The organism is Streptomyces sp. NPDC059832 (assembly GCF_042731715.1).
Classification (GTDB): Bacteria; Actinomycetota; Actinomycetes; order Streptomycetales; family Streptomycetaceae; genus Streptomyces.
On record NZ_JBHWIY010000008.1, the window covers coordinates 224,262 to 239,196 of the forward strand.

Annotated in this window: 14 protein-coding genes; 4 read left to right on the top strand and 10 right to left on the bottom strand. The window is 71.2% G+C overall.

Annotated features, from left to right (window positions below):
* Positions 1-209: 209 nt before the first annotated feature.
* Complete coding sequence (locus ACFV8T_RS16920) at positions 210-1,739, top strand: helix-turn-helix domain-containing protein (protein ID WP_385328168.1); 1,530 nt, start codon at positions 210-212, stop codon at positions 1,737-1,739.
* Between the two features lie 102 nt (positions 1,740-1,841).
* Here the strand turns inward: ACFV8T_RS16920 and ACFV8T_RS16925 are convergent, their stop codons facing one another.
* The 10 genes from ACFV8T_RS16925 to ACFV8T_RS16970 form a co-directional block, all read right to left on the bottom strand.
* The gene (locus ACFV8T_RS16925) at positions 1,842-2,684 is read right to left on the bottom strand and encodes a hypothetical protein (RefSeq protein WP_385328170.1); all 843 of its coding nucleotides are present in this window, start codon (positions 2,682-2,684) and stop codon (positions 1,842-1,844) included.
* Positions 2,685-2,881: 197 nt separating this feature from the next.
* Positions 2,882-3,358, bottom strand: a complete 477-nt coding sequence (locus ACFV8T_RS16930; protein WP_385328172.1) for a DUF5994 family protein — start codon at positions 3,356-3,358, stop codon at positions 2,882-2,884.
* Complete coding sequence (locus ACFV8T_RS16935; RefSeq protein WP_385328173.1) at positions 3,355-3,963, bottom strand: DUF5994 family protein; 609 nt, start codon at positions 3,961-3,963, stop codon at positions 3,355-3,357. Before ACFV8T_RS16935 ends, ACFV8T_RS16930 begins: the two co-directional genes overlap by 4 nt.
* Before the next feature lie 144 nt (positions 3,964-4,107).
* Positions 4,108-4,461, bottom strand: coding sequence for a monovalent cation/H(+) antiporter subunit G (gene mnhG, locus ACFV8T_RS16940; protein WP_385328175.1), 354 nt, complete (start codon positions 4,459-4,461; stop codon positions 4,108-4,110).
* Positions 4,458-4,796, bottom strand: coding sequence for a monovalent cation/H+ antiporter complex subunit F (locus ACFV8T_RS16945; RefSeq protein ID WP_385328177.1), 339 nt, complete (start codon positions 4,794-4,796; stop codon positions 4,458-4,460). The genes mnhG and ACFV8T_RS16945 overlap by 4 nt, the downstream gene beginning before the upstream one ends.
* Positions 4,793-5,422, bottom strand: coding sequence for a Na+/H+ antiporter subunit E (locus tag ACFV8T_RS16950; protein WP_385328179.1), 630 nt, complete (start codon positions 5,420-5,422; stop codon positions 4,793-4,795). Before ACFV8T_RS16950 ends, ACFV8T_RS16945 begins: the two co-directional genes overlap by 4 nt.
* The gene (locus ACFV8T_RS16955) at positions 5,419-7,074 is read right to left on the bottom strand and encodes a Na+/H+ antiporter subunit D (protein WP_385328181.1); all 1,656 of its coding nucleotides are present in this window, start codon (positions 7,072-7,074) and stop codon (positions 5,419-5,421) included. The genes ACFV8T_RS16950 and ACFV8T_RS16955 overlap by 4 nt, the downstream gene beginning before the upstream one ends.
* The gene (locus ACFV8T_RS16960; RefSeq protein ID WP_385328183.1) at positions 7,071-7,673 is read right to left on the bottom strand and encodes a Na(+)/H(+) antiporter subunit C; all 603 of its coding nucleotides are present in this window, start codon (positions 7,671-7,673) and stop codon (positions 7,071-7,073) included. Before ACFV8T_RS16960 ends, ACFV8T_RS16955 begins: the two co-directional genes overlap by 4 nt.
* Entirely contained in the window at positions 7,670-10,594 is a 2,925-nt protein-coding gene (locus ACFV8T_RS16965) for a Na+/H+ antiporter subunit A (RefSeq protein WP_385328185.1), read from the bottom strand. The genes ACFV8T_RS16960 and ACFV8T_RS16965 overlap by 4 nt, the downstream gene beginning before the upstream one ends.
* 146 nt (positions 10,595-10,740) lie before the next feature.
* Complete coding sequence (locus ACFV8T_RS16970) at positions 10,741-10,914, bottom strand: CDGSH iron-sulfur domain-containing protein (protein WP_385328187.1); 174 nt, start codon at positions 10,912-10,914, stop codon at positions 10,741-10,743.
* Between the two features lie 218 nt (positions 10,915-11,132).
* Between ACFV8T_RS16970 and ACFV8T_RS16975 the strand changes: the two genes are divergently transcribed.
* Genes ACFV8T_RS16975 through ACFV8T_RS16985 form a run of 3 tightly spaced genes read left to right on the top strand, consistent with a single transcriptional unit; the run spans position 11,133 to position 14,931 of the window.
* Positions 11,133-14,096, top strand: a complete 2,964-nt coding sequence (locus tag ACFV8T_RS16975) for a nitrate- and nitrite sensing domain-containing protein (RefSeq protein ID WP_385328189.1) — start codon at positions 11,133-11,135, stop codon at positions 14,094-14,096.
* Positions 14,093-14,530 (top strand): roadblock/LC7 domain-containing protein, encoded by a 438-nt coding sequence (locus tag ACFV8T_RS16980; protein WP_385328191.1) that lies wholly within the window; start codon positions 14,093-14,095, stop codon positions 14,528-14,530. Before ACFV8T_RS16975 ends, ACFV8T_RS16980 begins: the two co-directional genes overlap by 4 nt.
* Complete coding sequence (locus ACFV8T_RS16985) at positions 14,527-14,931, top strand: DUF742 domain-containing protein (RefSeq protein WP_385328192.1); 405 nt, start codon at positions 14,527-14,529, stop codon at positions 14,929-14,931. The genes ACFV8T_RS16980 and ACFV8T_RS16985 overlap by 4 nt, the downstream gene beginning before the upstream one ends.
* Positions 14,932-14,935 lie beyond the last annotated feature (4 nt).

Consider the following 14,935-nt stretch of genomic DNA (forward strand, 5'->3'; position numbering starts at 1 on the left):
CCCGGACGTCCTTCGTCGCCCGTACCCGTACGGACGCACACCGCGCGCGGTCGCGGCGATCCGGGTGGACCATGGAACGCACGGCCCGCACCGGACCCGCGCTTTTCATACCGGCCTGACCTGCAACTGCCGCGCCGACACGCCCGAGCGTCACCCGAACACCACACCCCGGCACAGGTCCCATCTCATATCTGAGATAGCCTTTCGCCATGTCAGACGATTACCTCGTACGCATCGGCAAGCTCATCCGTGACGCCCGTCAGCACCGGGGCTGGACACAGAGTCAGCTCGCCGAGGCGCTCGCCACCAGCCAGAGCGCCGTGAACCGCATCGAGCGCGGCAACCAAAACATCAGCCTTGAGATGATCGCGCGCATCGGTGAGGCACTCGACAGCGAGATCGTGTCACTCGGCTACGCCGGGCCCATGCATCTGCGGGTGGTCGGCGGCCGCCGGCTCTCGGGCTCCATCGATGTCAAGACGAGCAAGAACGCGTGCGTGGCACTGCTCTGCGCCTCGTTGCTGAACAAGGGCCGTACGGTGCTGCGCCGCGTGGCCCGGATCGAAGAGGTCTACCGCCTCCTGGAGGTGCTGAACTCCATCGGCGTGCGGGCCCGGTGGATCAACGAGGGAACCGATCTGGAGATCGTCCCGCCCGCCCGGCTGAACATGGCGGCCATCGACGCGGACGCCGCCCGCCGGACCCGTTCCATCATCATGTTCCTCGGCCCGCTGCTGCACCGCATGGACCGCTTCAAGCTCCCGTACGCGGGCGGCTGCGACCTCGGTACGCGGACCATCGAGCCGCACATGATCGCGCTGCGCCGCTTCGGCCTGGAGATCGCCGCGACCGAGGGCATCTACCACGCCCAGGTCGACCACTCGGTCACCCCCGGCCGCCCCATAGTGCTGACCGAGCGCGGCGACACCGTGACCGAGAACGCGCTGCTGGCCGCCGCCCGGCACGACGGCACGACCGTCATCCGCAACGCGTCCTCCAACTACATGGTCCAGGACCTCTGCTTCTTCCTGGAGGCACTGGGCATACGCGTGGACGGCATCGGCACGACCACACTGACCGTGCACGGAGTTCCGCACATCGACGTGGACGTCGACTACTCCCCGTCCGAGGACCCGGTCGAGGCGATGAGTCTCCTCGCCGCAGCCGTGGTGACGGAGTCCGAACTGACGATACGCCGGGTGCCGATCGAGTTCCTGGAGATCGAGCTCGCGGTGCTTGAGGAGATGGGCGTCGACTGCGACCGTACGACGGAGTACGCCGCCGACAACGGCCGTACCCGGCTGGTCGACCTCACGGTCCGGCCCTCCAAACTGGAGGCGCCGATCGACAAGATCCACCCCATGCCGTTCCCCGGGCTCAACATCGACAATGTGCCCTTCTTCGCGGCGATAGCCGCCTCGGCCCACGGCCAGACCCTCATCCACGACTGGGTCTACGACAACCGGGCCATCTACCTCACCGATCTGAACCGCCTCGGCGGCAGGCTCCAACTCCTGGACCCGCACCGGGTGCTGGTCGAGGGCCCGACCCGATGGCGCGCCGCCGAGATGATGTGCCCGCCCGCACTGCGGCCCGCGGTGGTGGTGCTGCTCGCCATGATGGCGGCGGAGGGCACGTCCGTACTGCGCAACGTGTACGTCATCAACCGGGGTTACGAGGAGCTCGCGGAGCGCCTCAACTCCGTGGGCGCGCAGATCGAGATCTTCCGCGACATCTGATCCACGCGACATCCCGTACCCGCCGGCGACGTCCGGCGATGCGAGTGCGGCCCGACGGCCCTCCGGTCCAGGCGGCGTGCCTGTTCGGGGGGCCGTCGGTCGTTACGGGCGGCGCTGGTGGCCGACGTCGCGAGCGAGGTCCAGGCCGAGGACGCGGTCGAGGTGGGCGAAGGTCTCGAACTTGGCGCCCGGCGGCACATCGGGTCGCTCCGCCACCTCGGCCAGCAGTGCCAGGACGGCGGCGACATCGAGATTCTCGGTGAGAGCCGTGTGCGACTGCCGCAGCAGGTCGGTGGGGATCGGTCTGGACGGCTGCTGCGCCCAGTCGGCGACCGAACGGCGCCAGTCGCGCAGGGTCCGCCGGGCCTCGGCGAGCGCGGGACCGGTGACCGTGACCGGAGTTGCGTAGGGGCGGCCGAGCAGCAGCAGGCGTACCGCCAGTGGATCGGCGGTCTCCGGTTCCGTCGTGTCCGGGAGATCGGGGTCGAGGAGCCGGCCCGGGTCGGGAACGCCCTCCGCCGGTGGAGCCGTGGCGACCTGCGCCACCTCGATCCGGGCCCCGTCCGTGAGGTCGTCCGGGTCGGTGCCATTTGCGACCACGTGTACGTCGGCGGGGCCGCCCAGTGCCCCGTCGGGACGGTGCGCTCCGACGACGACGGGGGGATGGATGCCGAGCACCGCCATGACCCGGTCCAGTGCCCGGGACCGGTCGGGCGTCAGCTCCGGAGTGGTGAGGACCGTGACGACCTGGAGGCCGTTCAGCTCCGCGGTGCGTGCCAGTACGTCACCGATCAGCGGGACGCGCAGGTGCACCGGGCCGATCCCGGTTCCGGTGTCCGCCCCCTCGCCGATGGCCGGCAGATGGACGCAGCTGCGCAGCAGGCGGCGTGGTGCGGCGGGGATCTCCACGAGGTGGCCGGTGTGGGTGTCGGCGATACGCAGCATGATGCGGAGGCTAGTCGCGGGGGCCTGTCGCGCGTGGGAGCCCGTGCATACCATTCGCACTTTATGCCGCAGATGCTCCCCCAGGAGTAGCCTGGGGTGTGGGTTGGTGCACGCTCACGTGCACCGCCTGAAAGGGCGGCCCCGGCGCGTATTGCCGGGGTCGTTGTCATGTCGGCCGCCGGCGCAGGGCTTCCCGGCTACGCGGGGGTGATACCGGCGGCGTCGAGTATCTGCTCGGCGGAGGCGCGGTTGTCGTCCTGTACGGCCATGGTCATCGCGGTGTGTGCGGCCTCCGCGGAAGTCTGCGGCGGGATGACCAGGAACGTGAAGTGGTCGTAGTGACCGCGGCTGATGATCATCGTGCTGTCGTCGACGGCGGACCAGTCGATACGGACCTTGTGGTCGCCGACGACGAGATGGGCCGGGACCTCGTCCCAGGCACTCGCGTCCAGGCCGACACGTGCGATGGGTCCGAGACTGGCCGTCAGCGCGTCGATCAGGTCGGGCAACTGGCTTCTGATGTCGCGCGAACGGGGCCACCAGGCACCGTCGAAGAACCCGGCACGGTTCGAGGTCGTCTCCAACCGCAGTACGGCGCTGCCCGGGACCACCGGCTGGTCCACAGTGTCCTGGAGAAGCAGGAGAGCTGCCGGGGGACGTGGATCGGCAGTCATGGGTTGCCACCCGTCCGCCCGAGGCACGGGGTCGTTTCCGGGCGGACGGGCCGTCGGGGTGCCGGCGTCCGGGGCGCTGTGCCCTGGCCTCCCTCGGAGTCCCAGGCCAGTTCCCGGGTCGAGTCCCAGTCGGCCTCGGCCGCGATCCGGAAGAACTCCGCCTCACGCATCAGGCCGCTCGCGGTGAGAACCCGGAGGGGATCAGCGGCTGCGGTCATCAGCCGGGCGGCTGTGGCCGGGCCGGTCTCCGGCGGGATCACCAGCAGGTCCCAGCGACCGGTCGTGTAGGAGAGCAGCAGGAGCTTGTGCGGGTCCTGCTCGGCCTTGAACCAGCCGACGTGGACCAGATGCCCGGTGACCTGCACCTTGCGCGGGACGACCGGCCAGAACGTGGGGTTGACGGTGACCCGGGTGATCCTGCCCCAGAGCGGATCGAGTACCGCCATCAGCGGCGGCAGTTCCGCCGTCAGGTCGCGGGAACGGGGCCACCAGGCACCGTCGACAAGGGCCGGAGAGGTGCCGGCGGGCGCCAGCATGAGCCGGAGCGGCAACGAAGAAGGGGTCCGGCCTTCGACCGCCTGCGGATGCTCGATGATCGCGGTCATGACGCGAACCCTGCTCCGGGCCGGTCATGACCGGCCCGGTGTTGTGAATCGCCGAGAGCGGCACCGGCCTGAAAGCGGGTGCACGAAATGTCCCCGGTAACTCCAGGCTACTCCTGACCGGGGTCTTCCGGTCCGTGATGCCGGTCAGTTCTCCTCGGTCAACTGCTCGTCCAGTTCGTCGAAGAGCAGCTCGCCGTGGTCGATCTGACCGGTCCGGTAGGCGGTTCGGGCCACCAGGTGGGCGGCGACGGGGCCGGTCATCAGCTGGAAGAAGCCGATCAGCGCGAGGGTGGCGAGATCCATGCCGCTGCGCAGTCGCAGGGCGACCCCGGCGAGGACCAGGAGCATGCCGAGGGTCTGCGGTTTGGTCGCGGCGTGGCTGCGGGAGAGCACATCGGGCAGCCGCAGCATCCCGATCACACCGAGCAGGCAGATGCCCGCGCCGATGAGGACCAGGACCGCACCCGCCATGTCGAGGACCTGGAGCCAGACGTTCACCGTGTTTTCCCCTCGGAGCTGTCGGGGCCGTCCCCGTTCGCGCCGTGCCGGGGCGGCCGGTCTCGTACGGCGATGAAGCGGGCGATGCCGACCGATCCGGTGAATCCGAGGAACGCCAGCACCAGCATGATCGGGAAGTAGAAAGAGTCGCGCGCGAAGGCGGACTTGGCGCCGAGGCCCGCGATGATGAGGGCGGCGCACACGTCCAGCGAGATGGCCCGGTCCAGCATGGAGGGGCCTCGCCGGATCCGGGCCAGGAGCCCCGCTCCGGCGACGACGATCACCACGACGGCCGCGGTGAGCAGCGCCCGGTCGACGGTCTCCGGCACGCTCATGCGTCGCCCTTCCTGTCGGGTGGTGTGGTCGGGGGTGGTGGTCCGGCGACGCGGGCGATCTCGTCCGGGGTGCCGAAGGCCCGTACGGTCAGCCGTTCGAGGCGCCAGACGGAGCGGCGTGCCGCGTCGAGTACGGCGGGCCTGTCCGCGTCGAGGACGTGCAGGAAGACGGTGGCCGTGGCGCGGCGTACCTCGACGACCGATCCGCCGGGCACGTTGGACACGGCGACGGCGGTGGCCGCGAGCATCAGGTCGGAACGGCAGCGCAGCGGTACCGCGATGACGGCGGCCCGGTGCGGGTGGTCGACGAAGATCTGCCGGGTGACGCGCACGCCCGAGGTGTACATGTCGTAGAGCAGATATCCGGCGAGCATCAGGATGCCCCAGGGGTGCAGGCGGAGCCCGAGGTCGACCTGGGGCAGCGGGAAGGCCAGGCAGACGGCCACCGCGACGACCGCGCCGGTGAGCACATTGGCCAGGTTCGGACTGGACCAGAGCAGCACCCAGATGAGGGTGAGCCAGGCGATCAGCGGGAGGTCGAGCACGCGTCGTCGCCGCCCGCCGAACTCGCAGCTGAAGGGCGGCAGGTCCTTGTTCCGGAAGGACAGCGTGATCAGGCGTTTCACCGGCCGAGCACCGCCTGGACGTAGGGGGTCCGCGCGATGAGTTCGGCGGCGGCGCGGTCGGTGTAGGAGGTCAGTGGTCCCGCGAACACGGTGAAGGCGAGGCCGAGCGCGACGGCCGCGGCGGTGGCCGCGGTCATCGGCCGCGGCAGTTTCGTGGTGGTGGTGACGGCGTGTCCGTGCAGGGTGGCCGCGACCGCGCGCCCGGCGGGCTGGTGGCGGGGGCGGACCGGTTCGTCGCCGGTTCCGGGGATGCGGTCGGGGCCCTCGTCGGCATCGTCGTCGTCCTCGTCGGAGTCGGACTCCAGGACGGTGCCGTCGGCGGCCTGTCCGGGAGGTGCGGCCCGCCAGAACGCCAGGTTCCAGACCTTGGCCACCACGTACAGGGTGAGGAGGCTGGCCACCGCCGACCCGGTGACGAGGATCCACGCCCAGACGCTGCCGTCGGCGACCCCGGCCCGCATCAGCCCGAGTTTGCCGATGAAGCCGGACAGCGGCGGGATGCCGGCCAGGTTCATGGCGGGGACGAAGAAGAGGACGGCGAGCAGCGGGGCGGCCTTGGCGAGGCCGCCGATCCGGGTGAGTTCGGTGGTGCCGCCCCGGCGTTCGATCAGCCCCGCCACCAGGAAGAGCGTGGTCTGGACGGTGATGTGGTGGGCGACGTAGACGATCGCGCCGCCGTACGCGTCCCGGGTGGCGAGTCCGATGCCGAAGACCATGTAGCCGATGTGGCTGATGAGGGTGAAGGAGAGCAGCCGTTTCAGGTCGGTCTGGGCCACGGCTCCGAGGATGCCGACGACCATCGAGGCGAGTGCGGCGGCCATCAGCAGATCGCCGAGCCGGTTGCCGGGGAACAGGAGTGTCTCCGTACGCAGCATGCAGTAGACGCCGACCTTGGTGAGCAGGCCGGCGAAGACGGCGGTGACCGGGGCGGGCGCGGTCGGGTAGGAGTCGGGGAGCCAGGCGGCGAGCGGGAAGACGGCGGCCTTGATGGCGAAGACGGTGAGCAGCATCGCCTGGATCAGGGTCTGGACGCCGAGCGGGAGTTCGGCGAGGCGGCCGGCCAGCTGGGCGAAGTTCGCGGTGCCGGTCGCCGCGTAGGTCATGGCGATGGCGGTGAGGAACAGCATCGACGAGAACAGCGAGATGATCACGTAGGTGGAGCCCGCGCGGACCCGGGGTCCGGTGCCGCCGAGGGTGAGCAGCACGAAGCTGGCGACCAGCATGATCTCGAAGCCGACGTAGAGGTTGACCAGGTCGCCCGCGAGGAAGGTGCAGGAGACCCCGGCGACCAGGATCAGATAGGCGGGGTGGAAGACCGCCACGGGTGTCTCCTCGTCCCGGTCGGCCATGCCCTGGCCGAGGGAGTAGACCAGCACGCAGAGCGTGACGGCCGAGGAGACGGTCAGCATCAGTCCGGACAGCCGGTCGGCGACCAGGGTGATGCCGAGCGGCGGGGCGAAGTCGCCGAGGTGGACGGTGAGCGGGCCGCGGGTGTCGGCGGCGATCATCAGGGTGAGGGAGAGCCCCAGTACGGCGGTGAGCACGGCGACGCTGATGAGGCGCTGGACCTGTTTGAGGCGGGTGCCGAAGGCGAGGCTCAGGCCGGTGGCGCAGAGCGGCAGCAGCACCGGCAGGGGGACGAGTGCGTTCATCCGGTGGCTCCCGGGTCGGCGTCGGGGTGGGCCTGCTGTGCTGCGTAGTCCTCGGGGTCCGCGCCCAGTACGTCGTGCCAGAGGTCCCCGGTGGCGTCCCGGCCGCGGGCCTGCAGGGCGCGGTCGGCGCGCAGCCGGGCCCGCAGACGGCGGCGTTCCTCGCGGTAGCGGGTGCGTTCCTCGGCCGTGACGTCGTCGGCGGCCCGGTAGCGCTCGCGCAGTTCGTCCCGCTCCCCCAGTACCTCGGCGCGCAGCGCGATCCGGCGGTCCTCCAGGTCGTCGTGGACCTCGTCGGTGCCGGTCAGCTGGTGGCTGCGGTAGGCCATGGCGAGGAGGAACGCCGTGGTGGCGAGGGTGATGACGATCGCGGTGAGCGCGATGGCCTGGGGCAGCGGGTCGGTGACCCGGCCCAGCGGGACGCCGTAGAGGAGCGGTTCCGCCCCGGCCCGTCCGCCGGCGGCGAGGACGAGCAGGTTGATGCCGTTGCCCGCGATCACCGCGCCGAGCAGGATGCGGGTGAGCGGGCGGGTGAGCATGAGGATGCCGCCGACCGCGCACAGCACCGCGGCGGTGGCCAGGAGGGAGACGCTGACGGTCATCCGGGGGTGCCTTCCGTGCCGGGTGCCGCGCTCGGTGGTGTGGCGGTGCTCGCCGCCGCCTTCTCGGCTGCCGCGCGCTCGATCTGACGGTCGATCTTGGCGCCGAGCGCGCGCACGATGTCCAGCACCACGCCCAGGACCAGCAGATAGACCCCGAAGTCGAAGAGGATGGGCGTACCGATGTGGTATTCGCCGATCAGGGGCAGCCGGCCGTGATGGGTCCAGGCGTGCAGGACCGTTCCGTCGGCGAGGCCGAGCAGGGCGACGCCGGTGGAGACGAACAGCCCGAGGCCGGTGAAGAGACCGGGCTGCAAGGGGGCGGCCTCGGCCAGTTCGAACCGGCCGCCGGCCAGGTACCGGGTGATCAGGGCGAGTCCGGCGACGAGCCCGGCGACGAAGCCGCCGCCCGGCATGTTCTCGGCGCAGAACAGCAGATACAGCGAGAGCACCAGGACCGGGTGGAACAGCAGCCGGGCCACGACCTCGAAGACGACGGAGCGGTGCTCGGGCGCCAGCGTCGCGCCGGCCGCGAGCCAGCCGCGCTCCGGCGCCCCTTCGTCGCCCTGCGGAAGTCCCGTCATCCCGGGGGCTGTCAACGACCAGGCGGTACGTCCGCCCGCCTCTTCGCGCAGCGACGGTCCCTCGGTCCGGCGGTGCAGATAGATCAGGCTCGTGACGCCGACCGCCGCGGCGGCGAGCACCGCGGACTCCCCCATGGTGTCCCAGGCCCGCAGGTCGACGAGGATGGTGGCCACGACGTCCTTCAGTCCGTGGTGGGAGACCTCCGCCACCATGGCCGCGCCCGCCGAATCCGCCGTACGGGCCGCCGCCGCGACCCACACCACCACGCCGAGCGTCGCCGCCGCGGCCAGCGCCACCGGGATGCGCACGGCACGTCGCCAGCTGCTGACCGACTCCTGGAAGTGCACCGGCATCCGCCGCAGCACCAGCACGAACACGATCATCGACACGGTCTCGACGCAGAACTGGGTGAGCGCCAGGTCCGGGCCGCCCTGGACGACGAAGAGCAGCGCCGCGCCGTATCCGGTCAGCCCGGCCAGGACCACGGCCTTCATCCGGCGTCGCACGGTGAGGCACAGGAGTGCGGCGGCGCAGGTCAGCACGGCGATGGCACCCTGCAGGGGGGCGTCCCAGATCCTCGGGGCGGCGGCCGTGCGCCAGGGCCGGTCCACGCCGAGGACGGTGAGCTGACCGGCCAGCATCACGAGCAGGGTGGTGGCGAGGTAGACGGAGAGCGAGCCGCGCTGGACGAAGCCGGTGAGCTGGAGGGAGAGCCGTTCCAGGCCGAGCAGCAGATGCCCGAAGACGCTGTCGGCGGTCGGCCAGGCGATCCGCCGGGAGAGCCGGGTCACGCCGGCGCGGCCCATGAAGAGCACCACACCGCCCGCGGTGGCGACGGCCGAGAGCAGCAGGGCCGTCCCGAAGCCGTGCCAGAGCGCGAGGTGGTAGGGATGGGCGGACGGGGGGAACGCGTCCGCGTACGCGCTGAACAGCCGGTCGGTCCATCCGACGCCCGGCCCCAGCACCAGCCCGCAGAGCGCGAGCAGGGCGGGCGGTGCGAGGAACGACCAGCCGACCCGGTGCACCGGGGTGTCCTCGGCCCCGGGCTTGCGGACGAAGGCGCCCCAGACGAACCGCACGGTGTACGCGACGGTCAGCGCCGAGCCCGCGACCGTGACGCCCAGCGCCCAGCGGTCGGCGGCCGATCCGTGCAGCAGCGCCTCGAAGGCGGCCTCCTTGGCGGCGAAGCCGAGCAGTGGGGGCAGGGCCGCCATGGAGGCGGCGGCGAGCACCGCGACCGCGCAGACGTGCGGCAGTGCCCGGCCGACGCCGGAGAGCCTGCGCAGATCGCGGGTGCCCGCCGCGTGGTCGACGATGCCGGTGACGAGGAACAGCGGGGCCTTGAACAGCGCGTGGCCCAGGATCATGACGGCGGCGGCCAGCGCGGTGTCCCGGCTGCCGGCCCCGGCGAGCAGGGTGAGGAAGCCGAGCTGGCTGACGGTGCCGTAGGCGAGGACCAGCTTGAGGTCGTTCAGGCGCAGCGCCCGCCAGCCGCCGAGCAGCATGGTCGCGGCGCCGAGGACGATCACGACGGGCCGCCAGACGGGCACGTCCGCGAAACCGGGCGCGAGCCGCGCGACCAGGTAGACCCCGGCCTTCACCATCGCGGCGGCGTGCAGATAGGCACTGACCGGGGTGGGCGCCGCCATGGCGTTCGGCAGCCAGAGGCTGAACGGCCAGATCGCCGACTTCGACAGGGCCCCGCACAGGATCAGCACCACCGCGACGGAGACGGCGACGGTGGCCCGGGGCGGGTCGGCGAGGATGGCGGAGATGCGGTATGTCCCTGCCGCCTGACCGATGATCAGGAAGCCGACGAACATCGCGAGGCCGCCGAGGGTGGTCACGGTGAGCGCCTGGAGCGCGGAGCGGCGGCTGTGCTTCTGCTCGCTGTCGTACCCGATCAGCAGGTACGAGAAGACCGTGGTCAGCTCCCAGAACACATAGAGCGAGATCAGGTCGTCGGCGAGGACGAGGGCGAGCATGGCGCCCGCGAACGCCAGGAGATTTCCGGCGAATCCGGCCAGTTGCGGGGTGTCGTCGGTGAAGTAGGAGGCGCAGTAGAGCAGGACGAGGGTGCCGATCCCGGCCGCGAGCAGCACCATCAGTTCGGCGAGCGCGTCGAACCGCAGGGCGACGGTGACGTCGTACGCCGGCATCCACCGCCACGACCAGGTGACCGCGGAGCCGGAGGCCGCGGTGTTCCACTGCGTGGCCGCCCACACGGTGGCGGCGGCCGGTGGCAGCGCGAGGACGACGAAGGCGCGCCTGCCCAGCGTCCGTACGAGCGGGCGCGCGCAGGCGGCCAGGACGAAGTGGCAGACGATGAGCGCGGTCATACGGCCCCGGGGGGCGTCCCGCGCCCGCCTCGGACGGACGTTCGGGGCCTGGGCGATGCGTCACGGGCAAAGGGCACTAAATACAGATATATCCCCGACCGCGCTTCACCCGTACGGCGCGCCGCGCCCAGTACCGCATGGCGGGTTCACCCGTGCTCGCCGCAGACCCCGCTGTGGTCGCAGTACGGCGGGTTCCCGGTGCGTCCGCAGCCGCAGAGCATCACCCGGGTCTCCTGGCGCGGCCCTTTCGGGGTGGCGACTTCGAGGTCTCCGCGCAGGTGGAGTACGCCGTCGGAGTGCAGCGAGACATGGGTCGGCACCTCCGGCTCCTCGTCGGGGGCGCCGTCGGTGCGGTGGTACTGCAGGGCGCCGCTGGGGCAGCGGTGGATGACGTCGGCGATGTCGTCGGCAAGCGTCCCCCTGACCTCCCGGCCCGCTACTCGGAACGGGACGAACCCGGCACCTCCGGATCACTGTGGTGGGGCTGTGTGTGATCGGTGATGCACTTGTGAGCCCACTTTCTTTTCATTTTTTCACTGTGACTAATATCTATCTGTCGAAGTTCTCAACGGATTTGACCAGTCCTGAGGCTGGCATCATCAAGGAGCACGCCCTGCGCACGCGCGCCTCACGGCGGACCGAGTCGACCACCATGTCGCTGCGGACAGCCCTGCTCGTTCTGGCCATCGTTCCCGGCGTCGCACTGGCCGCTCTCTGGGCCGTCACCAGTGGCCAGACCCTGCTGGACTTCCAACGCCAGGCCGCCCAGGGGCAGTTGGCGCAGAAGGCCGGCCAGCCGTCCAACATCGTGTACTACAACCTGCAGCAGGAGCGCCGACTCAGCGCCGAGGCGCTCGCCCGGCACAAGGGCGCCACCGACGAACTCCGGCAGCAGCGCAAGCTGACCGACGAGGCCGTCAAGAGCTTCCAGTCACTCTCGGACGTGGCCACCGACGACGCACCCGCCGAGGTCCGTGACGCGGTCGGCAAGGCCCGCGAGGCCATCAACCAGCTGCCTGCCCAGCGCGCCCTCGTCGACGACGGCGGCAGCGACCAGCAGAAGGCCGTGTACGGCTACTACACGGATCTGATCGCGGTCGACCTCCAGCTCTTCGCGGCGCTCAGCCATGTCGACAACGGCCGGATCACCACGCTGTCGCAGCCGCTGGTCGACCTGTTCTGGACCAAGGAGATGATCTCCCGCTCGGATGCCCTGCTGGCGCGCGCCTGGTCCAAGGGGAAGCTGAGCACCGAGGATCTGAAGCAGGTCCGGGAGGCCGTTTCCGGCCAGGAACTCCAGTACTCCACCAAGGTCGTTCCCCAACTGCCCTCGGACGAGAGGGCCATGTGGGAGAAGATCACCCGCAGCGCGGCCTGGAAGACCAAGACGCAGGTGGAGAACGACGTGCTGCGCCCGGCCGATGCCGACGCGAAGGGGTTCGTCACCCTCGACGCCCAGGAGAAGACCTGGCGCGGGGCGATGGACGAGCTCTCCCCCCAGATCGAGAAGCTCCTTGAGCACCGCACCGCCAGTGTGGTCGAGGAGGGCAAGGGCAGCGTCATGTCGCTGCTGCTCAAGATGGTGCTGACCACGGTCGTCGGCCTGGCGGCCGTGATCGCGGTCATCTGGACCACCTGGCGCCTCACCCGTAACCTCCGCCGCCGGATCGGCAGTCTGCAGGAGCGGGCCGAGGAGCTGGAGAAGGCGCTGCCGGACGTCGTCGAGCGGCTCGGCCGCGGCGAGCGGATCGATGTCGAGGCCGAGGCGCGTGCCATCGAGCACGACAGCAAGGGCAGCAGGAGCGACGAACTGACCCAGCTCGGCGACGCGCTCAACCTGGCGCGCACCAGTGCGCTGGCGGCGGCCGTCAAACAGGCCGACCAGCACCGCGGCTTCGAGCGGCTGCTCCAGCGCATCGCCCGCCGTACCCAGCAGTTGATCGGCCAGCAGCTGAAGAAGCTGGACGAGCTGGAGCGCAAGCACGAGGACCCCGAGGTGCTCGACGGCCTCTTCGACCTCGACCACCTCACCGCCCGACTGCGGCGGTACGAGGAGAACCTGGTGATTCTCGCGGGCGGCACCCCGCACCGGCGCTGGCGCAAGCCGGTTCCGCTGCTGGACGTGATGCGCTCCGCCCAGGGCGAGGTGCAGGACTACCGGCGTGTGGTGCTGGACCTCGACGGCGCCCCCTGGCTGTCGGAGCGGGCCGTCGGTCCGGTCTCCCATGTGCTCGCCGAGCTGATCGAGAACGCGCTCAGCTTCTCCCGGCCGCCGAGCCCGGTCGAGGTCAGGGCCGCCAAGGTCAGCCGCGGTCTGGCCATCGAGGTCGAGGACCGCGGGCTCGGGATGGAGGAGGACCAGCTGGCGGCGGCCAACGAACTGATGGTCCGGCCGCCCCGGATGGACGTGCTCGCCCACTCCGACGACATCCGTCTCGGTCTGTACGTGATCGCCCGGCTCGCGGACCAGCACGGCCTGCGGGTGGAGTTCCGCTCCTCGGCGTACGGCGGCACCCGTGTGGTCCTGCTCGTCCCCGACGAGCTCACCGTCCCCGAACCGCGGACCGGTCCGGTCGGTGTGCCGTCCCCCGCTGCCGCCGCGCCCGCGGCCCCCGCGGCCGGCGACGCGCTGCCCACCCGCGTACAGGGTCAGGCGCTGGCCGGAGTCACCGCGCTGAACACGGCGGGCGTCCCGTACACCACCGCCGAGCAGCCGTACACGGTCTGCGAACAGCCCTACGCGCCCCCGGGCCCGGAACAGGGCCAGGAGCCGTACCGCCCGGAGCAGGAACAGCCCTACCGGCCGGCCGGGACCCCGTTCGCGGGCCAGGAACAGCCGTACCCGGCGCCGGAGCACACGGACCCGGTGCCGAGCGGGACGTTCGGGGCGCCGGAAGGCCCGTGGGCCGCGCCGTACGCCGCCCAGGAGGACCCGTACGGCCAGGCCGAGCAGCCGTACATGACGGCCGCCGGTCAGTACCCCGTGGACCAGCCTCCGTACGCGGCGCCCGAGGAACCGTACGTGGATCCGCAGCAGCCGAACGCCGCCCCGTACCCCTCCGGCTACGGCGCGGACCGTACGTCCCTTCCGATCCCCGCGCCCCGGCAGTCCGAGCCGGGTACCGTCCGGCCCGCCCCGCTGCCGGTGTCCGAGCCCGACCACCCGGCACCGCCGGAGCCGGAAGCCGTCCGCGCCCGGAACGCGGAGCACGGGTCCGACCGGCCCGCACTCCCCGCCCCCGGTGCGGAGCCCCCGTTGCCGCGCCGGGTACGGCAGGCCAGCCTGGCCGACGAACTGCGGATCGACCCGGCCTCCCGGCCCGCCGCACCGCAGCCGCCGAGCCGCCCGGAGAACCCGCTGCCACGACCGGAGCCGCGCCGGGCCGGAGCCGCGATCGGGGCGTTCCAGCGCCGGTCCCGTGCCGCCCGTGCGACCGACGAGGCCCCGAAGCAGCCCGCACCACCCGCCATCCCCCAGCCCACGAGAGAAGAACGGCCATGACACGCACAACCGCCACCCACCAGGATCTCGACTGGCTGCTCGACGGCCTGGTGGACTCGGTGGCCGAGACCCAGAACGCCGTCCTGCTCTCCGACGACGGACTCGTGGTAAGCCATTCGCGCACCATCGACCGTGCCGACGCCGAGCGGCTGGCCGCCATCTGTACCGGCCAGCAGAGCCTGGCGCGCGGCGTCGGCCAGCTCTTCAACGGCGGCAGCGTGCACCAGGTGATCGTCGAGCTGAACGACCTCTGGCTCTTCATCATCGCGGCCGCCCAGGGCACCCACCTGGCCGTGATCGCCTCCCAGGAGGTGGATGCCGAGATCATGTCGCTCGCCATGCACAACCTCGTGCAGCAGGTCGGCCAGAAGCTCAGCACGCCGGCCCGCGGTGAATTCGACGCCTTCGGTACCGGGGACGGGCAGCGCGCGTGACCCCGTACTGGGAGGACGAGGCCGAGGAGGACGGGGCGGGCACGATGGTGCGCCCGTACACCATCACCCGGGGCCGGACCGCTCCCGAACGGGACGACTTCAGCCTCATCACCGTGCTCACGACCGCGCAGGACCCCCAAGACGAGCACGGTGCGCCGGTCAGGCCCGGAAGGCTCCAGCCGGAACACCGGATGATCCTGGAGCGTTGCCGCCGCCCGGCAGCGGTGGCCGAAGTCGCCTCCGACCTCGGCCTCCCGGTATCGGTGACCAAGATCCTGCTGGCCGACCTCGTCGCCCAGGGCCTGCTGCTGGCCCGCGCCCCGCTCTCGGTGGCGCGGGTGGCGGGCGGGGCCGGCATGGGCCTGCTGGCCGCCGTTCGTGACGGACTCCGGAGACTCTGAACCA

What these genes read in the sequence shown, in the direction of transcription:
- ACFV8T_RS16955 (WP_385328181.1), bottom strand. Translation starts at nt 7,074, where the DNA reads ATGAACGCACTCGTCCCCCTGCCGGTGCTGCTGCCGCTCTGCGCCACC.
- ACFV8T_RS16930 (WP_385328172.1), bottom strand. Translation starts at nt 3,358, where the DNA reads ATGACTGCCGATCCACGTCCCCCGGCAGCTCTCCTGCTTCTCCAGGAC.
- ACFV8T_RS16920 (WP_385328168.1), top strand. Translation starts at nt 210, where the DNA reads ATGTCAGACGATTACCTCGTACGCATCGGCAAGCTCATCCGTGACGCC.
- ACFV8T_RS16960 (WP_385328183.1), bottom strand. Translation starts at nt 7,673, where the DNA reads ATGACCGTCAGCGTCTCCCTCCTGGCCACCGCCGCGGTGCTGTGCGCG.
- ACFV8T_RS16965 (WP_385328185.1), bottom strand. Translation starts at nt 10,594, where the DNA reads ATGACCGCGCTCATCGTCTGCCACTTCGTCCTGGCCGCCTGCGCGCGC.
- ACFV8T_RS16935 (WP_385328173.1), bottom strand. Translation starts at nt 3,963, where the DNA reads ATGACCGCGATCATCGAGCATCCGCAGGCGGTCGAAGGCCGGACCCCT.
- ACFV8T_RS16925 (WP_385328170.1), bottom strand. Translation starts at nt 2,684, where the DNA reads ATGCTGCGTATCGCCGACACCCACACCGGCCACCTCGTGGAGATCCCC.
- ACFV8T_RS16980 (WP_385328191.1), top strand. Translation starts at nt 14,093, where the DNA reads ATGACACGCACAACCGCCACCCACCAGGATCTCGACTGGCTGCTCGAC.
- ACFV8T_RS16945 (WP_385328177.1), bottom strand. Translation starts at nt 4,796, where the DNA reads ATGAGCGTGCCGGAGACCGTCGACCGGGCGCTGCTCACCGCGGCCGTC.